General features: G+C 70.9%; 18 protein-coding genes. 7 read left to right on the top strand and 11 right to left on the bottom strand.

Translation table 11 applies throughout. The features are described 5' to 3' along the window. Positions 1-296: 296 nt before the first annotated feature. From E3T22_RS19085 to E3T22_RS14810, 3 genes are all read left to right on the top strand, one after another. Positions 297-440, top strand: a complete 144-nt coding sequence (locus tag E3T22_RS19085; protein WP_158253860.1) for a hypothetical protein — start codon at positions 297-299, stop codon at positions 438-440. 81 nt (positions 441-521) lie between these two features. Further along, positions 522-959, top strand: a complete 438-nt coding sequence (locus tag E3T22_RS14815) for a metalloregulator ArsR/SmtB family transcription factor (protein WP_088454834.1) — start codon at positions 522-524, stop codon at positions 957-959. Beyond that, positions 956-2674: a SulP family inorganic anion transporter gene (locus E3T22_RS14810; RefSeq protein WP_240632319.1), complete on the top strand. Its 1719-nt coding sequence runs from the start codon at positions 956-958 to the stop codon at positions 2672-2674. The genes E3T22_RS14815 and E3T22_RS14810 overlap by 4 nt, the downstream gene beginning before the upstream one ends. Here E3T22_RS14810 and E3T22_RS14805 read toward each other — a convergent pair. The 6 genes from E3T22_RS14805 to E3T22_RS14780 form a co-directional block, all read right to left on the bottom strand. Further along, complete coding sequence (locus E3T22_RS14805; RefSeq protein ID WP_240632320.1) at positions 2671-3954, bottom strand: LuxR C-terminal-related transcriptional regulator; 1284 nt, start codon at positions 3952-3954, stop codon at positions 2671-2673. The genes E3T22_RS14810 and E3T22_RS14805 overlap by 4 nt on opposite strands. A 249-nt stretch (positions 3955-4203) precedes the next feature. Continuing rightward, entirely contained in the window at positions 4204-4872 is a 669-nt protein-coding gene (locus E3T22_RS14800) for an HAD hydrolase-like protein (protein ID WP_241983695.1), read from the bottom strand. A gap of 179 nt (positions 4873-5051) precedes the next feature. After that, positions 5052-5801 (bottom strand): nucleoside/nucleotide kinase family protein, encoded by a 750-nt coding sequence (locus tag E3T22_RS14795; protein WP_241980157.1) that lies wholly within the window; start codon positions 5799-5801, stop codon positions 5052-5054. A 6-nt stretch (positions 5802-5807) separates the two neighbouring features. Further along, positions 5808-6503 carry an endonuclease NucS gene (gene nucS / locus E3T22_RS14790; RefSeq protein ID WP_103429862.1) on the bottom strand — a complete coding sequence of 232 codons (696 nt, stop codon included), beginning with the start codon at positions 6501-6503 and terminating at the stop codon, positions 5808-5810. 9 nt (positions 6504-6512) lie between these two features. Next, on the bottom strand, positions 6513-7748 hold the full coding sequence (locus tag E3T22_RS14785) for an MFS transporter (protein WP_134479601.1): 1236 nt from the start codon (positions 7746-7748) through the stop codon (positions 6513-6515). 88 nt (positions 7749-7836) lie between these two features. Beyond that, entirely contained in the window at positions 7837-9165 is a 1329-nt protein-coding gene (locus E3T22_RS14780; RefSeq protein WP_255416813.1) for an MATE family efflux transporter, read from the bottom strand. A gap of 69 nt (positions 9166-9234) precedes the next feature. Between E3T22_RS14780 and E3T22_RS14775 the strand changes: the two genes are divergently transcribed. After that, positions 9235-10227 (top strand): ABC transporter ATP-binding protein, encoded by a 993-nt coding sequence (locus E3T22_RS14775; RefSeq protein ID WP_134479600.1) that lies wholly within the window; start codon positions 9235-9237, stop codon positions 10225-10227. Further along, positions 10224-11897, top strand: a complete 1674-nt coding sequence (locus E3T22_RS14770) for an ABC transporter permease (protein WP_134479599.1) — start codon at positions 10224-10226, stop codon at positions 11895-11897. The genes E3T22_RS14775 and E3T22_RS14770 overlap by 4 nt, the downstream gene beginning before the upstream one ends. A gap of 19 nt (positions 11898-11916) precedes the next feature. On the opposite strand, the gene E3T22_RS14765 is transcribed toward E3T22_RS14770, so the two are convergent. From E3T22_RS14765 to E3T22_RS14755, 3 genes are all read right to left on the bottom strand, one after another. Further along, a complete protein-coding gene (locus E3T22_RS14765) occupies positions 11917-12201 on the bottom strand; it encodes a hypothetical protein (protein ID WP_088454843.1) in 285 nt (94 codons plus the stop codon). After that, entirely contained in the window at positions 12201-13637 is a 1437-nt protein-coding gene (locus E3T22_RS14760) for a glycosyltransferase (RefSeq protein WP_088454844.1), read from the bottom strand. Before E3T22_RS14760 ends, E3T22_RS14765 begins: the two co-directional genes overlap by 1 nt. A gap of 62 nt (positions 13638-13699) precedes the next feature. Then, positions 13700-14629: an NADP-dependent oxidoreductase gene (locus E3T22_RS14755; RefSeq protein WP_088454845.1), complete on the bottom strand. Its 930-nt coding sequence runs from the start codon at positions 14627-14629 to the stop codon at positions 13700-13702. Between the two features lie 140 nt (positions 14630-14769). On the opposite strand from E3T22_RS14755, the gene E3T22_RS14750 reads away from it, so the two are divergent. Then, the gene (locus E3T22_RS14750; protein ID WP_088454846.1) at positions 14770-16734 is read left to right on the top strand and encodes a M13 family metallopeptidase; all 1965 of its coding nucleotides are present in this window, start codon (positions 14770-14772) and stop codon (positions 16732-16734) included. Between the two features lie 82 nt (positions 16735-16816). After that, positions 16817-17725 carry a serine hydrolase gene (locus tag E3T22_RS14745; protein WP_088454847.1) on the top strand — a complete coding sequence of 303 codons (909 nt, stop codon included), beginning with the start codon at positions 16817-16819 and terminating at the stop codon, positions 17723-17725. A gap of 56 nt (positions 17726-17781) precedes the next feature. Here the strand turns inward: E3T22_RS14745 and E3T22_RS14740 are convergent, their stop codons facing one another. After that, a complete protein-coding gene (locus E3T22_RS14740; protein ID WP_088454848.1) occupies positions 17782-18384 on the bottom strand; it encodes a YdeI family protein in 603 nt (200 codons plus the stop codon). A 56-nt stretch (positions 18385-18440) separates the two neighbouring features. Further along, positions 18441-19022 (bottom strand): DUF5655 domain-containing protein, encoded by a 582-nt coding sequence (locus E3T22_RS14735; RefSeq protein WP_088454849.1) that lies wholly within the window; start codon positions 19020-19022, stop codon positions 18441-18443. Between the last annotated feature and the right edge of the window lie 72 nt (positions 19023-19094).

The raw sequence follows: 19094 nt of genomic DNA, 5'->3' as shown, positions 1-19094 counted from the left end.
CAGATTCGGGCCTCGACCAGTCTGGTCCCCGCACCTATGTATGTGCTGAATCGGTGTGCTCCCAGCCGGCTCACAGACCCGCCGATTCGGGACCTTCGTCCCCTGACGGGGGGAAGTGCGGAGATCTAAACTGATTATTCGGCCCCGGGAATTCGTCAGGCCGAGCAGGTCGATGGTGACCGAAACCCACCGACAGTGGCGCCACGCTCATCACGGCAACCTCCTGATTGACGCCCTGCCCCACCCATCGAACGCCGCTCGATGTGGTGACAGCACGTCAAGAGAAAGAGCAATTCGTGTCCGACCAAAAGTCGACCTCAGTAAACGCCGTCAGCATGGACCGCTGGGAGAGCCTCAAGCGCGAGTACTTCTGGCGCACCCACCGCAACGTGCCCGCCGCCGCCCCGGCCGCCACGGTAGCCGACCCCAACGCGGAGTAGCCCGAAGCCCGGCCGTTTGCCGGCACCGGCGACGGGACCTTGGTCCGGGGTTATCCGCTGGTAGCGCGATATGATGAATTCATGGAACCGCTGAATGACGACCCGACCGGCACCTTCACGGATGCGAACCGTCCGCTGTATGAGGTGAAGGCCAACCTGTTCAAGGGGTTGGCGCATCCGGTTCGGGTGCGGGTGCTCGAGGTGCTCGCCCACGCCGACACCGACCTGTCGGTCTCCGACCTGCTCGCCGACACCGGCCTGGAGGCCTCGCACCTCTCCCAGCACCTGTCGGTGCTGCGCCGGCACAACCTGGTGGTGGCTGAGCGCCGCGGCAGCCTGGTCTTCTACGGCCTGGCCTACCCGCAGGTCGCCGATCTGCTCGCGGTGGCCCGGCAGCTGCTCGTCGAGATTCTCGAGACCACCCAGCAGCGCCTGATCAGCACGGTCGGCCGGCCCCGGCTCGGGTCGACGGATGCGGCGTCCAACGCCGCCGTGTCCAGTGACGCGGTGTCCCGGTGAGTGTGATCACCGTCGCCGCCGGCAGGACCGGCCGTTACCTGCGCGCGCTGTTGCCCAGCTGGCAGGATTACCGCGATGTGAAGCGCACCTGGCGCGGCGACATCGTGGCCGGCCTCACCGTGGGCATCATTGCGCTGCCGCTGGCCCTGGCCTTCGGGGTCAGCTCCGGCGCCGGCGCCGAGAGCGGCCTGATCACCGCCATCGTGGCCGGTGTCATCGCCGCGGTGTTCGGCGGCTCCAACATCCAGGTCTCCGGCCCCACCGGCGCCATGGTCGTGGTGCTCGGTCCGGTCGTGGCCGCCCACGGCGTCGGCGTTGTCGCGGTGCTCAGCCTCATGGCGGGCCTCATCGTGATCATTGCCGGCGCCCTCAAGCTCGGCCGAGCGGTGACCTTCATCCCGTGGCCGGTGATCGAGGGGTTCACCCTGGGCATCGCCGTCATCATCTTCCTGCAACAGGTGCCCGCCGCGATCGGTTCCAAGGCCGGGCCGAGCAGCAATGCCTTCGTGGCCGCCGTACAGTCCTTCCAGACCGTCGACTGGTCCACTGTGCTCGTCCCTGTGGCCATGGTGCTCATGGTGGCCGCGATCATGCTGCTGGCTCCCCTGGTGCACAAGAAGCTGCCGGGGTCGATCGTGGCCATCATCGTGGTGACCGTTGTCGCCAACCTCGCCAACCTGCCGCTGGCCCGCATCGGCGAGCTGCCCAGCTCGCTGCCGGCGCCCGCGCTGCCGCAGCTTGATGCCGGCCTGCTGAGCTCCCTGGTCGGCCCCGCCCTCACCATCGCGGCGCTCGCCGCGATCGAGTCCCTGCTCTCTGCGCGGGTGGCCGTCACGCTGTCCGACACCGGCCCGTACGACGCCGACCGCGAGCTCGTGGGCCAGGGCCTGGCCTCGATCGCCTCCGGCTTCTTCGGCGGCATGCCGGCCACCGGCGCGATCGCCCGCACGGCGGTCAACATCCGCTCGGGCGGCCGCACCCGGCTGGCGGCGATCGTGCACTCGATCGTGCTCGTCGGCGTGGTCTACCTCGCCACCGGGGTGGTCTCGCAGATCCCGCTCGCCGCGCTCTCCGGGGTGCTCATGGTGACCGCGGCCCGGATGATCTCGATCGCCACCGTGCGAAGCATCATCGGCTCCACGGGGTCGGATGCCACGGTGTTCGTCATCACCGCCCTGGTGACGGTATCGGTCGACCTCATCGTGGCCGTGGGCATCGGCATCGCCGTTGCCGCGTTCTTCGCGCTGCGGGCGGTGTCGGCCTCCAGCGGCGTGCACCGGGAGGAACTGCCCGGCACCCCTGTTCCCGGCGACGAGCGCATCGCGCTGTTCAGGCTCGATGGCGCCCTGTTCTTCGGTGCGGCCGAGCGGATGCTCGAACGGGTCAACCAGACCAGCCACATCACCGTGGTGATCATCCGGATGTCGCAACTGCAGATCCTAGACGCCACCGGCGCCCGGGTGATCACTGAGATGATCCAGGCGCTCGAGCGGCGCGGCATCACGGTGCTCGTCAAGGGCATCCAGCCGCGGCACCTCAAACTCGTCACCCGGGTGGGCGTGATCACGTCGCTGCGGCACCGCAACCACCTCTTCATCGACCTTGACGCCGCGATCGAACACGCCCGCAGCCACGTCACCCGGGCCGCCACGGCCGGCGGCGCGGATGCCGGCGACTACGGCTGGACCAGCGCGATCCGGTTGCCCAAGGACTAGCGGGCCAGCGAAGCCAGCTCGGCGCGGGTGGAGGCGCCCACCTTGCGCAGCAGGTTGGCCACGTGGAACTTCACGGTGTTCTCGCTGATCAGCAGCTCGCCGGCGATGGCCTTATTGCGCGCGCCGGAGGCGACCAGCGCCAGCACCCCCTGCTCCCGCGGGCTCAACCCCCACTCGGTGGCGGGGGCCAGCGGGGCCGACGGTGGGTCCAACGGCAGCGACACCGTGAGCTCGGAGCCCCAGCCGGCGGTGGCCTGCACGCCGAAGGTGCCGCCGAGCGCGGCGACCCTGGCCGTGAGAGGGACGACGCCGGGGGAGTCCGTGCTGAGAACGCCCGCGCCGTCGTCGCGGATCTGGATCAGCAGGTTGCTGCCGTCGCAGTCCCACTGCACGCGTACCCGGCTTACCCCCGCCTGCTCCACCAGGGCCAGCACGGCGCCGCGCACGATGGCGCGGCCCGCGTGCGCGACCTCACCGGGCAGGGCTGGGCCGTTCGCCGGCGGCTCGACGAACTGCACGTCGAGGTCACCGAACCGCACCAAGGGCCTCAGATCGTCCCGCAGCCTGGCAAAGGCCGCCGCCACCGGTTCCTGGGCGAGTGAGCGGTCCCGGTCCGACACCGCGCGCAGGTTCACCATGGCGCTCGCGGCGAGATCGGTGGCGGTCTGACGGGCGGCCTCGGCGCTGACCGTGGGCGAGCGCAGCACCCCGAGCAGGGATTCGAGAGTGGTCGAATGGGCATCCGTGAGATCGGCGATGAGCTTGGCACGCTCGGCCGACGCGGGCCGCGAGTCGAGTAGGTGGGCGGGACTGGCCGCGGCCACCTGTTGGCGGATGCTCGTGGCCACGAGCTGCCACAACCGGCCGACGAGCGCGAGGGTCGCCTCGGGGTCGGCCGCGCCGGCCGGCGTGAGTTCGGGGTCGGCGAGCACCAGCAGGGCGCCGGTGGAAGCAGTCCAGGCCGTGATCGGGCGATCGGTGCCACCGAGCACGGCACGGCGGCCCCACGGGTCGGACGGTTCGCTGGTGAGCGAGCGGCGCACGGCGTCGAGCTCGACGAGGGTGACTTCGTCGATGATCGACGCCTCGCCGGCCGTCTTCCGCGGTCGGCCGGTGCAGTCATCTGTGCAGTCGTCGGTGAGAATCAGCAGCGCGCTGTGCCCGATGAACGGCTCGAGAAGGGCCGAGAAGCCGCCGGCGACGTCGGGCGGGGAGCTCTTCACGACGCCGTGCAGGGCGTCGAGCAGTTCCATTGAGCGGGGGTTGGCGAGCGACTTCACCGCGTCAGCCTACCCGGATCTGGCCGTCCGGCCTGACTGCCCCTACCCATCCGGGTGGGCTCGTCATCTCCGCCCGGCCACGGATGGCCCCGCCGCGACTTGCACCGAATCGCCGCTCCGCCGCCCGCAGAGGGACCATTTGCGGCAAGTCAGCAACCCGCACTGTCACGACTTGCCGAAAAGTGCCCCATCACGACGCGTGAAGGGGCACTATTCGGCAACTCGGAGCCGTGGGAAGGCGGCGACGGGTCAGCCGAGGAGGAGCTTGCCGAGCTGGTCGGTGGAGTGCACCACGGCGGTGGCCAGGGCGGCCTCCGCGGGGGAGCCGTAGCCCCACTCGACGAGGATGGTGGGAACGCCGTTCGCGTTGGCGCCCTCGGCGTCATAGATGCGGTCGCCGACCATGACGACGGCGGAGGTGTCGACACCGACGGCGGCGAAGCGCACCAGGGCCTCTTCGACGATGTCGGCCTTGTTGCTGCGGGTCTCGTTCTCGGTGGCGCCCACCATGACGGTGAAGTACTGGGCCAGCTCGAAGTGCTCGAGGATCGCGATCGCGGTGTGCTCGGGCTTGCTGGTGGCCAAGCCGAGCGGGATGCCGGACTCGTGGATGCGCTCGAGCAGGCCGGCGACGCCCGGGTACACGGCGGTGTCCAGCGACGCGGGGCCCTGGTAGTCGGCGCGGTACACGGCCAGGGCCTCCTGGGCCTCGTCGGGCGTCATGCCGGCGTACTCGCCGAACGCGGCCAGCAGCGGCGGGCCGACGTACTTCATCAGCTCGGTGTCGGAGGGAACCGGGCGGCCGAGCAGAGCGAAGGTGCGCGCCAACGAGTTCGTGATTGCCGGGGCGGAATCCGTGATGGTTCCGTCGAGGTCGAAGAGGATGGCGCTCCAGGTGCGCGTCAGAGTGGGGTTCACTCGCAATATCCTAGGGCCGGAGGGGGCAAACCCTTGCATGGGAGGTGGATACAAGGTAGGCGCGCGACCCCGCGGTCGGCCGCATCGCTGCCGGCGAACGGATGCCGCCGGGTCGTGCCTCTCTCCGAGAACCCGGCCAACTCTGCCCGCGCGGGGAACAGTTGCGGCGGCGGGGCCGGTCAGGCCGAGGGGATGACCGAAGCGTCGAGGCCGGAGACCCGCAACGTGGCGCGCGGCGCTGACCGCTCGATGAGCACGGCGTTGGCTCCGTCGACGTTCTCGGCCCAGTCCCGGGCGGCCCCGGGGCTGCGTCCGTGCCGCTGGTGCCGCGCCACCAGGCGCTGCAGACGCTCAACGCCAGGGGTCTCGCAGAACCACACCTCAGCGGCCAGACCGGGCACCAGGTTCCAGGGTTCCCGGTCCACGAGCAGGTAGTTGCCCTCGACGATCACGATGCGGGTGCCCGGTTCCACAACCAGGGCGCCCGCCACCCCCTCGTCGACCGCACGGTCGAAGCTCGGGGCGTAGACCGGGTGGTCGGTCTCGGCCCTGAGCCGTCGCAGCAGCGCCACGAAGCCCCAGCCGTCGAAGGTGTCGATGGCGCCCTTGCGGTCGTGCCGGCCGAGCCTGTCGAGGGTGGCATTGGCCAGGTGGAAGCCGTCCATCGGCAGGTGCACGGCAAAGGGAACGGCGGCAGTCGCCCCGGTCGCCGGGCCGGCCGCCGCAGCCGCATCCACCCCGGCAAGCTCGGTGAGGCGCCGCGCCAGCCGCTCGGCCAGGGTGGTCTTGCCCGCGCCGGGGCTGCCGGCGATGCCCACAACGATGCGGCCATCGATGGGCAGCAGGCCGAGCACCCGCCGGGCGAGCAGGTCGAGCGGGGCGGTGTCGCCGGCCGCCTCGGAGGACAAGGCAGCGGACCGGTCAGGCACGGGAGCCTAGAAGAGCTTGGACGCGGTGTCGTCGAGCCCGCGCATGGCGTCGTAGTCGAGCACCAGGCAGCGGATGCCGCGGTCCTCGGCCAGCGTGCGCGCCTGCGGCTTGATCTGCTGCGCGGCGAACACGCCCACCACGGGCGCCAGGTGCGGGTCGCGGTTCATCAGCTCGAGGTAGCGGGTGAGCTGCTCGACGCCGTCGATGTCGCCGCGGCGCTTGAGTTCCACGGCCACCGAGGCGCCCTGGGCATCCCTGGCCAGGATGTCGACGGGGCCGATCGCCGTCATGTACTCGCGGCGCACGAGGGTGTGGCCGTCGCCGAGCAGGTGGATGTGCTCGGCGAGGAGCTTCTGCAGGTGCGCCTCGACGCCGTCCTTGATCAGGCCCGGGTCGATGCCGAGCTCGTGGGCGGAGTCGTGCTCCACTTCGTAGAGGCTCACGATGAGCTGGTCGGCGGTCTTGGCGTGCGTCACGGTCCACAGCTCGGTGATCCCGGCCTCGGCCTGCAGCTCGTCGGGCGCCGAGACGGCCAGGCTGCACGGCGGGCTCATCCAGTTGAGCGGCTTGTACGAGCCGCCGTCCGAGTGCACGAGCAGGCTGCCGTCGGACTTGAGCATGAGCAGGCGGGTGGCCAGCGGCAAATGCGCGCTGAGCCGTCCGGCGTAGTCAACTGAACATCTTGCTATTACGAGGCGCACTGAACGAGCTTAACCGGCGGCGGCGGTCTGCGCGCGCTCGCGGGCCGCCGGGGCGGCCAGCCCGGCGAGGGCCATGAGCACGACGATCACGAACAGGGCGTTCAGGATGCCCCACTGCTCGCCGATCAGGCCCAACACCGGTGGCCCGACCAGAAAGGCGAAATAGCCGATCATGGCTACGGCGCTCACCCGGGCGGCCGCGTTGGCGGTGTCATCCGCGGCGGCCGACATGCCCACCGGGAAGCCGAGCGAGGCGCCGAGGCCCCACAGCACGGTGCCGACGATGAGCAGCCAGATGGCCGGCGCCAGGATCACCAGCAGCAGGCCGGCCACGCCGAGAACCGAGCAGGCCCGCAGCACCGGAACCCGGCCGAACCTGTCCAGCACCGGGCCGCCGAGCACCCGGCCGACCGTCATCGCCGAGACGAACACCCCGAAGACCAGCGCCCCGATGGCGTCGCTCTGGCCGTGCCCGTCGACCACGGCCAGGGCCAGCCAGTCGCTGGCCGATCCCTCGGCGAAGGTCATGCCCAGCACGATCACCCCGATCAGCAGGATGCTCGGGTCGCGCCACACCGCGAGGCTGGTGCGCATCCGTTCGACCCAGTTCGGCCGCACGACGGTGTGCGCGGCGGACTGGTCTGCGGGGTCGCCGAGGGCCGGGCGGAGCGGCACGAACCGGACCGCGATCGCGGCGGCGGCCAGCGCGAGGGCGGCGACGAGGCTGAGGTGCCAGACCACCGACACGGCGAGGGCGGCGGCCCCGGCGCCGAGCAGCGCCCCGGCCACGGTGCCCAGGCTGAAGCAGGCGTGCAGCAACGGCATCAGGGTGATGCCGAGTTCGCGTTCGACCGCTGCCCCCTCGACGTTCATCATGACGTCGGTGGAACCCATGCCGAAGCCCACCAGGGCGAGGGCGGTGAACGCGATCGGCGACGACCCCCACGCCGTGGCCGCGCTGCCCACCAGGACCAGACCTGCCGAGGAGGTGGCGATGCTGATCACCAGGGCCCGGCGGGCGCCGAACGCCGACAGCAGCCAGACGGCCGCGACAAGTCCGAGAATGGATCCGGCGGAGAGCCCGAAGATCAGCAGGCCCACCTGGTCGGTGCGGAGCGCCAGGTCGTCGCGCACGGTGGGGATCCGGGACACCCACGACGCCAGCCCGAGCCCGCTCACAAAAAACAGCATGAAGATGGCGTTCCGCCAGCGGGTGAGTTCGCGCCGTCCGCGAGTCTTCGTCATTCCACCCACGCTACCGCCCCCGCGAACTGTGAGCTGAGCCCCGGAAATCGAGAGATCCCGGGGCTTTTCTCAACAGTTCGCGGACCGGTCAGGCGCCCAGGCGCACCCAGCGGGTGCCTCGGGCGCGAACGGACAGGGTCACCGCTCTGGCGCCGAGGAAACCGAAGACGAACGCGGCCATCAGCCAAGCCAGCCCCGCGGCACCGGCGGGAGCGAAGAGCAGCACCAGGCCGGCCAGCGGGACGAAGGCGGCCAGGTTGACCAGGCCCGTGATCGCGAGATAGCGGGCGTCGCCGGCACCGATCAGCACCCCGTCGAGTACAAAGACCAGGCCGCCCAGCGGCACGGACAGGCCGAGCACCACGAGGGTCGGCGGCAGCAGCGCGGTGACCTCAGCGGCGTTGGTGAATACCCCGCCGAGCACCCCGCTTGTGGCCACCACGACCAGACCGAGCAGCACGCCGCCGCCGATGCCCCACTCCAGGCAGCGCCGCAGCACCTGGCGCACCTGCTGCAGGTCGCCGGCGCCGAGACCCCGGCCCACCAGGGCCTGCGCGGCGATGGCGAGGGCGTCGAGGGCGAAGGCCAGCGTGGCGAACAGGGTCATCGCGATCTGGAACGCCGCGAGCTCGGGGGAGCCGAGGCTGGTGGCCACAAACACCGCCAACAGCATGGCGGCGCGGAGGCTCGCGGTGCGCAGGAACAACCAGCCGCCGCTGGTGGCCCCGCGGAGCAGCCCCGCACGGTGCGGTCGGAGCGGCGCACGCTCGCGGCGGGCGTGCCGCACGACGATGACCAGATACACGGCCACCATGCCCCACTGGGCGAGCACCGTGCCCAGCGCCGACCCGATCAGGCCCAGGCCCAGGCCGTAGATGAACCACAGATTGAGCAGGATGTTGGTCAGGAAGCCGAGCCCGGCGACCCAGAGCGGGGTGCGGGTGTCCTGCAGGCCGCGCAGCAGTCCGGTCGCGGCGAAGACCAGCAGCATCGCGGGCACACCCAGCATCGACAGGGCCAGATAGTCGGCGGCGGCGCGGGTCACCTCGGGGTCGGCACCGAACGCGGCCACCAGCGCGGGGGCCGCGAACCAGCCGGCCACGGCGAGCACGGCGCCGAGGCCGAGCGCAAGCCACAGGCCATCCACCCCTACCGACACCGCACGGCGCCGGTCGCCGACACCGAGCCAGCGGGCCACGGCGGGGGTGGTGCTGTACGCGAGGAACACCATCAGCCCGATGATGGTCTGCAGCACCGCGCTGGCCAGGCCGAGACCGGCCAGTGGCACCGCGCCGAGGTGGCCGACCATGGCCGAGTCGGACAGCAGGAACAGGGGCTCGGCGATGAGGGCGCCGAGGGCAGGCAGGGCCAGCCGGCGGATCTCACGGTCGATGGGTTGCGGGCGTAGAAGTTCGATGCTTCGACTCTAGTTATCCGCACCGACGGGGGAGGACGCCGACCAAGGTTCGGGCGTAGTCTCACGGCTATGAGCCCCGTTGTTCTGACGCGCGACCTCACCAAGCGGTTCGGCCGGGTGCAGGCCCTCGCCGGCCTCGACCTGTCGGTGGCCGAGGGGGAGGTGCACGGTTTCGTCGGCCCGAACGGCGCGGGCAAATCCACCACCATCCGCATCCTGCTCGGCCTGATGCGCGCCGGCGGCGGCTCGGCCAGCGTGCTCGGCGGTGATCCCTGGGTGGATGCCTCCGCGCTGCATCGCCGCATCGCCTACGTCCCCGGTGACGTGAGCCTGTGGCCCAACCTCTCCGGCGGCGAGGCCATCGACCTGCTCGCCCGGCTGCGCGGGGCCCGCACCGCCGATCCGACTTACCAGGCGCGGCGCCGGCAGTTGCTCGAGCGCTTCCAGCTCGACCCGACCAAGAAGGGCCGCACCTACTCGACGGGCAACCGGCAGAAGGTGGCCCTCGTCGCGGCGCTCGCCGTGCCCGCCGACCTGCTCATCCTCGACGAACCCACCTCGGGCCTTGACCCGCTGATGGATGCCGTTTTCAGGGCCGAGATCGTCGCCGCGGCCGCCGACGGCGCCACGGTGTTGCTCTCCAGCCACATCCTCAGCGAGGTCGAGCGCCTCTGCGACCGGGTGAGCATCATCCGCTCCGGCCGGATCATCGAGACCGGCACCCTGGCCGAGCTGCGCCACCTCACCCGCACCGAGGTGGCCTTCGCCGCCGCCGCGCTCACGGATGCCCAACTTGCCGGCCTCGCCGCACGGCTGCCGGGCGCGCGTGACCTCTCGGTCGGTGACGACAGGGTGAGCTTCACAGTGGACGCCCAGGCGCTGCCCGGGATGTTACCGGTACTCGCCGAGCTGCGGGTGCAGGCGCTCACCGTGGCGCCGCCCACCCTGGAGAGCCTGTTCCTACGCCACTACGATGACGCGTCGGCGGCCCCGAACGGGCCGGAGAACGTCGATTCAGACCCGGCCGGCGCCCACTCTCCGCAGCACCGGCACCGGCGATGACGGCCTCGGCAGCCCCGGCACGCCAGGCCGCCCCGACGTACGTGCGAGCAGCGGTGCCCACCCTGTGGCCGATGCTGCGGCTGCGGCTGCGACGGGACCGCGTGCAACTGCCGATCTGGCTCCTCTCGCTCGCGGCTATCGCGTTGCTCGCCGGTATCGCCGTGCCCGCCAGTTTCGGCACCCTCGCCGACCGGGAAGCTCTCGTGCAGATCGCCGTGGGCACGCCGAGCATCCTGATGCTCCGCGGCGAACCGAGGGGCCCCACCACCGACGCGTTGCTGTTCTTCAGCATGTTCGCCAACCTCGCCGCCGCCGTGGCGTTCATGAGCACGTTCCTCGCGGTGCGGCACAGCCGCGCAGAGGAGGAGGCCGGCCGCAGCGAGCTGATCGGCGCCACCGTCGCCGGCCGGGTGGTGCCGCTGTTGGCCACGGTCCTGTTCGGCGTCGTCGCGAGTCTGGCCGCGGGCGCCGCGGTGGCGCTGGCCCTGGTCATCGCCGGGCTCGACCCGCTCGGCTCGCTCGTCACGGGCGCCGCTCTGGCCGGTACCGGCGTCGCGTTTCTCGGTGTGGGGGTGGTGGCCGCGCAGCTGATGCGCACCTCCCGGGGTGCGAACGGACTGGCGGCCGCGGTGGTCGGTCTGGCCTATGTGCTGCGCGCCGCCGGCGACGCGGGCGGCACCCCGTCCGCCGACGGCCTGAGCCTGACGAGCGCCTGGCCGAGCTGGCTGTCCCCGATCGGCTGGGGCCAGCGCACCCGTGCGTTCACCGAGAACAACCCGGCACCGCTGCTGCTGTCGGTCGCCCTCGCCGGCCTGCTCGTGGCCGTTGCCGTACTGCTGCAGTCCCGCCGCGACACCGGCTCGAGCGTCTTCGCCGAGCGGGCCGGCCGACCGGCGGCCGGTTGGCTGCTGCACGGCTCGCTGGGACTGGCCTGGCGGCTGCACTGGCCGGCTATTCTCGGCTGGGCCATCACCGGGCTGCTGTTCGGGATGCTGGCGGGCAGCCTCGGCGAGACCGTGGTCGAGCTGATGGAGGGGAACCCGGTCTTCCAGAATGTGCTGGTGGGCCTGGCCGGTGGCCGGGGCGCGATCATCGACCTGTTCACCGCGACCCTGTTCAGCCTGGTCGGGGTGCTGGCCACGGCCGCCGCGATCCAGGCGATGCTCCGGGCGCGTCAGGAGGAGGCCGCCGGGGTGGCCGAGGCCATGCTCAGCACGAGCCTCGGCCGCATCCGCTGGCTGTTCGACTACCTCATCGTCGGCCTGGCCGGGATCGTGCTGGTGCTCGCGGCCGCCGTGGCCGGTGCGGCGGCCGGGCTCCTCCGCTCCGCGAACGCCGGCGACCGCATCGACAGCGTGCTGGCGGCCGGTGCCGCCCAGCTACCGGCGGCGCTGCTGCTGCTCAGCGTCGCCGCGGTGCTCGTGGCGCTGCTGCCGCGCCTGAGTATCGGCCTGAGCTGGGGCCTGTTGCTCGCCGCGGTGGTCGTGGGTCAGTTCGGCGACCTGCTCGACCTGCCCCAGTGGCTGCGCGACCTCTCACCGTTCAGCCACACGCCTATCGTGGCGGCCGCGGAGGTGGACTGGAGCGGGGCCTGGTGGATGCCGGCGCTGGCCGTGCCGCTGGCGGCCGTGGCGGCCGTGGGCATCCGTCGCCGCGACCTCGCGCTGTGAGGCGGTGCTGGCCAGCGCGCTACTGGGGGTGCGGAGGAGCGGTGTCGCGCACGCGCTCTGCCGACTGCCCGGGCGCCGGATCCGCGCCGTAGATGCTGCGGTCCGCAGACCGACGGTTCCGGCCCCCGAGCCAATCCGTGAGGTAGATCTTCGGCAGGATCTTCGCCACAGCGAGCACAACATAGATGACTGTGTTGATTCCGACGAATGCTGAAAAGATCGCGAAGAAGTGCGTGGTCACGGCCGAATCGGGCAATAGGATGCCGGTGGGCGAGAGCAACGGGAGCAGCGCTGGCACCGGCATCAGACGGCCCTCACCGTGAGGGTCGGGGTGTTCGCGTGTTCCCAGTTGGCCTGCCGGCCGAGGGTGATGTCGATGATGCCCTTGACGTAGACCACGTTCAGGAACAAGTCGAAGCAGAGTTCGGGGAGCACGGTGAGCGCGAGCAACCGGGCCCGCCAGCCGCCCTCCCACACGGTGACCACGCGTTCGGCAACGAAAATCGTGCCGAGGCCGAGCCAGAACGGGAACCACACCCAGGTGCTGACGGCGAGCAGGGTGACCAGAATCAGGGTCAGGAACGAGGTCAGGGCGATGACGCTGTAGCCGATGCCGAGCTGTTGCGCCCAGTAGCGAAGCGTGGCCGGGGTTAGCCCGTACGCGCCGATGTTCTCCAGGGCGCCGCGTTGCCAGCGCAGGCGCTGCTGCCAGAGGGCGGGCAGGGTCGGCATCAGCTCTGTGACCACTGTGCATTGTGCCGGGGAGGTGATCAGTGCGCCGAGCGATTTCAGTGCGATGGTGAGTTCGTTGTCCTCGGTGAGCGCGTGGGTGTCGTAGACATCGCCGTGCACGCCCGGCAGGGTGACGCCGCGGTTCTGGGCGACGGAACGCAACGCGAGGGGTCGAAACATCGAAGCCGTGCCGGTGAGCACGAAGACACGGCCGCGCCGTCGGGCGAGTTCCCGGGAGTAACGCACGTACTCATTTCGCTGGAGCAGTCCGATCAGGCCGAACCCGGGCTCACCGTAGAAGAGGCCCCCGACCGCCATCAGGGCGCGATCGCTCGTGAAACGGGCGACGGCCTCGGCGAGGAACCCGTCGTCGAGCGCGGTGTCCGCGTCCATGACCATGACCACGTCGTTGTCGAGTAGTCCGGGGAGCACCCGGCTGAGGGCCTGGTTCAGGGCGCCGGCCTTCTTCTTCCTGTTGTCCACGGATTCGAAGACCTCTACGCCGTGCGCGCGGGCGATGGCGACGGTGTCGTCCGTGCAGTTGTCGGCGACGACGATCACCCGCTCCGGCCTGTGCGACTGGGCGAAGAGCGAGGCCAGGGTCGCCGGCAGCGAGAGCTCCTCGTTGTGCGCGGGGATCAGCACGGTCACCGTCACGGGTTTCGCGAAAACGCCGCCACTTTTGGCCATCACGATTTTCGGCGCCAGCGGGTTACGGCTCGAGTTCGAGGACCGGCGGGATCTGTTCGTCGCCCGGCGTTCGAGCAGGGCGATGCCGGCGGCGAAGAGCACAGCGAGGGCGATGGCCCCCAGGATCGCCCAGAGCGCCGGCCGGCTCGGATCGTACAAGACCGGGAGCACGCCGAAGATCAGGTACCGGAAGGGGGCTGCATCGGGCGTCGGACTCCCCGCTGCGACGGCGAGCCACAGCAGCGCCGCCGCACTCATGGCCAGACCCGCGATGACGAGGCCGACCGATCGTCCCAGTGTCCGTGTCCGTGCCCGCATGTACCAGATCGTATCGGGTCGGCCCGTCGGCGGCCCGGTCGTCCGGGCGCCGGCGAGACGACTTACGGCAGGATGACGAGCTTGCCGCGCGCGCCGGCCTCGAAGTCGTCGAATGCCTCGGCAACATCGGCGAGGGCGTAGCTGCCCTGAACGGTCACGGAGGTGCGGCCGGCGGCGAGGCTCTCGGCCAGGCGGGTCAGCACCTCGGGGGTGGGGTCGGCGAGGATCGGGACCACGGTGACGGTGTCGGTGCCGAGCTGGTCGGGCGAGCCGATCAGGGTGGAGACCAGGCGACCGCCGGCTCGCAGCGCCGGCAGCACGGTGGCCGCGTCACCGGCGAAGTGCAGTACTACGTCGACACCGTCGGGGTGGGCGGCGAGCACGGCCTCGCTGAGGTTCTGGGTGTGGTCAACAACCTCGCTGGCGCCGAGCAGGCGCACCTGGGCGATGCCGAGGGCGGTGCGGGCGGTGGCGATCACGGTGGCGCCGGCCGCGGCGGCGAGCTGCAGCGCCTGGTTGCCGACACCGCCGGTGGCGCCGACGACCAGTACGGTGCTGCCGGCGCTGAGCTCGGCGGCATCCACGGCGGCCTGCGCTGCCGTACCGGCCAGCCCGAGGGCGGCGCCGCGGGCGAAGTCGACCTGCTCGGGCAGCTTCGCCAGGCCCGTCGCGACGGGGACAACCACGAACTCGCCGAACGAACCGTCGCCCAGGTGGGCCTTGGTGACGACGCCGAAGACCCGGTCGCCCACGGCGTATGCGGTGACGTCGTCGCCGACGGCATCCACGATCCCCGCGAAGTCCTTGCCCAGCACCACCGGGAACCGGTGCTCCATCAGGCCATTGAGGTAGCCGGCGGCCACGGCCAGGTCGAACCCGTTGACGGATGCCGCGTGCACGCGCACGCGGACCTCTCCCGCAGACGGCTGAGGGGTGTCGATCTCGGTCAGTTCGAGGGCGGAGCCGAACTCGGGCAGGGTGATGACGCGCATGGGGATCTCCTGGGTCGAGGGCGACCCGTGTGGAGCGCCGTTGTCCTTATGCTCCCATGCCGCCGCATCGCCCACCACGGCCCATGGTCCCACGCCCGCTACATCCCCCACCATTTCACGGTGAGGTTTAGGCTGGTGCGATGACTGATCAGGCGACGGCATCCGGAATCGACACCGACGAACTCGACCCGGGCGTGCGCCCGCAGGACGACCTCTTCCGCCACGTGAACGGCAAGTGGATCGCCCGCACCGAGATCCCGAACGACAAGGCCCGCTGGGGTTCGTTCTACCTGCTCGCGGAGGAGGCCGAGAAGGCCGTGCGGGCCATCATCCTCGAGGCGCAGACCGCCGCCGAGGGCACCGAGGAGCGCAAGTTCGGTGACCTCTACGCCAGCTTCATGGACGAGGAACGCATCGAGCAGCTCGGCGCCACCCCGCTCGCGGCCGACCTGGCCACCGTGGACGGCATCAGCAGCGTGCCGGTGTTCCTCGCCACCCTCGGCCGCCTCGAGCGGTCCGGCGTCGCGGGCACCTTCCAGCTCTTCGTCGACAACGACCCGGGCAACCCCGAGCGCTACCTGGTCTTCGTCGAGCAGGCCGGCCTGGGCCTGCCCGACGAGTCCTACTACCGTGACGAGAAGTTCGCCGGCGTGCGCGAGGCCTACCTTGCCTTCGTCGAACGGATGCTCACCCTCGCCGGCGTCGACGCCGCCGCGGAGCGCGCCGGTCGCATCTTCGCCCTGGAAACCGAGCTCGCCAGCCACCACTGGGACAATGTGCGCACCCGCGACAGCGAGAAGACCTACAACCTCAAGACCTGGGACCAGCTGTCCGCGCTCGCCGCGGGCGCCGACCTCGACCTGTGGCTGGAGGGTCTGGACGCCCCGGCCGTGTCCTTCGCCGAGGTCGTCGTGCGCCAGCCGAGCTTCGTGGTCGGCCTGGCCGAGATGCTCACCGAAGACCGGCTCGATGCCTGGCGGGACTGGCTGCGCTGGCAGGTCATCCGCTCGAGCGCGTCGTACCTGTCGAACGACTTCGTCGAGGCGAACTTCGACTTCTACGGCCGCACCCTCACCGGCACCCCGCAGATCCGTGCCCGCTGGAAGCGCGGCGTCTCTCTCGTGGAGGGCGCCCTCGGCGAGGCCGTCGGCCGCATCTACGTTGACCGGCACTTCTCGCCCGACGCCAAGACGAGCATGGACGTGCTCGTCGGCTACCTCGTCGAGGCCTACCGGGCCAGCATCTCGGGTCTGGACTGGATGACCGAGGAGACCCGGGTTCGCGCCCTGGAGAAGCTGGACAAGTTCACCCCCAAGATCGGTTACCCGGTGAAATGGCGTGACTACTCCAGCTTGGCCATCGAGCCCGGCGACCTGATCAAGAACGTGCGCGCCACCGGCGAGTTCGAGTTCCACCGTGAGCTGGGCAAGATCGGCAACCCGCTGGACCGCGACGAGTGGTTCATGACCCCGCAGACCATCAACGCCTATTACAACCCGGGCTTCAACGAGATCGTCTTCCCCGCGGCCATCCTGCAGGTGCCGTTCTTCGACGTGAACCGGGATGCCGCAGCGAACTACGGTGCGATCGGCGCGGTCATCGGCCACGAGATCGGCCACGGCTTCGACGACCAGGGCTCCAAGTACGACGGCGACGGCCGGCTCACCGACTGGTGGACCGAGGCCGACAAGGCCGCGTTCGAGCAGCGCACGGCGTCGCTGATCGAGCAGTACGACGCGCTCCACCCGGCCCAGGTGCCCGATCACCACGTGAACGGTGCCCTCACCATCGGCGAGAACATCGGCGACCTCGGCGGCCTTTCCATCGCCTGGGAGGCGTACCTGCTGTCGCTCGAGGGCGCCGAGCCGCCCGTCATCGACGGGTTCACCGGGGCCCAGCGGTTCTTCCTCTCCTGGGCGCAGGCGTGGCAGATGAAGATGCGCGACGAGGAGGCCATCCGGCTGCTCGCGATCGACCCGCACTCGCCGAACGAGTTCCGGTGCAACCAGATTGTGCGCAACATCGACGAGTACTACACGGCGTTCGGCGTGACCGAGACGGATGCCGCGTGGCTCGCTCCCGAGAAGCGCGTCACGATCTGGTAGCGGTCTCCTCCGGCCCCGCGACCCGTGGGTTAGGGTGTTCGCGGGGATGTCGCAGTACCGATAGTCAGAGGACAACGCAGTAGTGGTCGCGCCAGCACAGGAATCCGAACGCCGGTCCAGGCACGCGATCGAACGCGGCGGCAGACACCGGGAATCCTCGGTGCCGGCCAGCTTCGAGCGTGGCTTCCACTCGCTCGGCGAGCTCGCCATGGGCGGTGCGCAGGTGTCGGCTCGGGCGACCGACCTGGCCACCGGCCGGGTGCTGTTCTCCGTCGATGACCACGTCGTCATGCCCACCGCCGGCGTCGGCACGGTGTTGCTGCTCATCGAGGTGGCCTCGCGGCTGCGCGACGCCGATTTCGGCGCGTACACGATCCTCGACCGCACGGTGCGCGACTCGGTCGACGGCTCCGGACTCTGGCAGCACCTGCAGGCGCCGTCGCTGCCCGTCGCCGACCTCGCCGCACTGGTGGGAGCCACCAACGACAACCTGGCCACCAACGTGCTGCTGCGCGCGGTGGGCCTGGAGGCCGTGCGCCGTCGCACCGAGGAACTCGGCCTGAGCGGCACCGGCCTGCTCGACCTCGTCCGCGACGCCCGTGGCCCCGACGACGCCCCCAACCTGTCGGTGGGCAGCGCCCGCGAACTCACCTGGCTGTTCACGGCCCTGGCGCGCGGGGAGATCCTCGACGACGAGGGCAGCGAACGGGTTCTCGGCTGGCTGTCGCTGAACTCCGACCTGTCCATGGTGGCCAGCGCGTTCGGCTTCGAGCCGCACGCTCACCGGTCGGCGTCGCACGGCGTGCTGCTGGTCAACTCCACAGGCTCCGACAACGGGGTGCGCAGCGAGGTGGGCGTGTTGCGCGGACCGCGTGCCGGCGTCGCCTACGCCGTGTCGATTTTCTTCGATGACCACAACCTGTCCTCCCGCCTCTCGGTGCTGGACGGCATGCGCTCGGTCGGCCTGGACCTGCTCGAATACGTGCACTGACCCCCCCCCACCGAACTGTGAGTTAAGCCCCGGAATCATCGGGTGTGGGGCCTTTCTCACAGTTCGCGGCGCTGGGCCGGGGGGACCCACTGGTGGGCGCGCTCGTTGCGCGCGGCCGCCTCGGCCGTCTCCCGGATGCGGGCGGCGCGGGTGGCCGGCCGCTTGGCCTGCACGATCCACTCCAGGATGCCGCGGCGGGGCGAGCGGGGAAAGGCATCCCAGTTCGCCCGGGCACCGTCGAGAGCGGCGAGGGCCGCGGCCAGGTCGGGCGGCACGATCAGGTCCTCGACCTCGTCGAGCCGGGTCCAGGAGCCGTCGGCCTCGGCGGAGCGCACCGCAGCCTCCCCGGCGTCCCGCATCAGTCCCTCGGCGCGGAGCCGTTCGATGCGCTGCTTATTGGGCCTGGACCACGCGCTGCCGCGGCGGCGCGGCGCGAAGTAGAGCATGGTGCGCCGCTCGTCGACCTTGCCGCCCTTGCTGTCGACCCAGCCCACCGCGAGGGCCTCGAGCACGGCCTCCTCGTAGCCGAGCACCGGCATCCCGGAGCCTTGCCGCCAGGTGACCAGCCACACGCCGGTCTTCGTCGTGTGGTTCTTCGCCAGCCAGGCCCGCCACGCGGCCCGGTCGTCCGGGTGCACCCGTTCGGAGTCGTCACTCACGGCGCCACCATAGCCCGCGAACGGTGCGCTGAACCCCGCGAGCCGGGCGCACGCGGCTAGAGCGTCGCATCGTAGGCGTGCTTCAGCCAGGCGGCCACCTCGGAGTCGACCTGGCTGGCCGAGGTGAGCGGGATCCGGGCGGGGAAGTCGGCGCCGAGCTCGGTGGCCGGCCGCAGCCGGGTGCTCGGTGCCACGTCAGGCATCGGTATGCGCAGACCCAGGTCCACACGGTGCCGGGTGGTCGGCTGCACCACGGCGAAGGTGCGCTGCGGTCCGGACAACGCGACGTGCGTGGTGCGCGTCTGGATGCCCACCTCGTCGAGGTCGCCGGCGTACAGCAGCACGGCGTCCAGAATCGGCCGCAGCAACGGGCGGTCGGCATACTGGGCGTCGATCAACTCGTCGGCGGCCCGCACCGTGGAGTCCGGGTAGCCGAACGTCTCGTGCACGAGAAGCGCGCGCGGGTAGCCGCTGAGCCCCTCGGTCCCCAACCACTCGCGCAGGGCGTGTTCGTCGGGTGGGTCCAACTCCTGGATGCGGGCCAGCCAGTGCTCGAGGCCGCTGCCGGTGGACTGCTGCAACATGCCGATCTCCCAGAGCCGGATCGCGGCCCAGGGCAGTGGCTGCTCGTCGGTCATGCAGGCAGGGTACGCCCGCGGCGCCGCCCGCGCACCGATTCTGCGCCGGCAGCGCCGTGGGTTTCGGCTCGT

Origin of the sequence: Cryobacterium sp. TMB3-10 (assembly GCF_004402305.1) — a bacterium.
Classification (GTDB): Bacteria; Actinomycetota; Actinomycetes; order Actinomycetales; family Microbacteriaceae; genus Cryobacterium; species Cryobacterium zongtaii.
This window is presented reverse-complemented; position numbering and strand designations above follow the sequence as displayed.

Excerpts from the sequence above, each read along its gene's own strand:
- E3T22_RS14755 (WP_088454845.1), bottom strand. The coding sequence starts at position 14,629 with ATGCGCGTCATCACCCTGCCCGAGTTCGGCTCCGCCCTCGAACTGACC.
- E3T22_RS14750 (WP_088454846.1), top strand. The coding sequence starts at position 14,770 with ATGACTGATCAGGCGACGGCATCCGGAATCGACACCGACGAACTCGAC.
- E3T22_RS14760 (WP_088454844.1), bottom strand. The coding sequence starts at position 13,637 with ATGCGGGCACGGACACGGACACTGGGACGATCGGTCGGCCTCGTCATC.
- E3T22_RS14770 (WP_134479599.1), top strand. The coding sequence starts at position 10,224 with ATGACGGCCTCGGCAGCCCCGGCACGCCAGGCCGCCCCGACGTACGTG.
- E3T22_RS14785 (WP_134479601.1), bottom strand. The coding sequence starts at position 7,748 with ATGACGAAGACTCGCGGACGGCGCGAACTCACCCGCTGGCGGAACGCC.
- E3T22_RS14735 (WP_088454849.1), bottom strand. The coding sequence starts at position 19,022 with ATGACCGACGAGCAGCCACTGCCCTGGGCCGCGATCCGGCTCTGGGAG.
- E3T22_RS14815 (WP_088454834.1), top strand. The coding sequence starts at position 522 with ATGGAACCGCTGAATGACGACCCGACCGGCACCTTCACGGATGCGAAC.
- E3T22_RS14775 (WP_134479600.1), top strand. The coding sequence starts at position 9,235 with ATGAGCCCCGTTGTTCTGACGCGCGACCTCACCAAGCGGTTCGGCCGG.
- E3T22_RS14765 (WP_088454843.1), bottom strand. The coding sequence starts at position 12,201 with ATGCCGGTGCCAGCGCTGCTCCCGTTGCTCTCGCCCACCGGCATCCTA.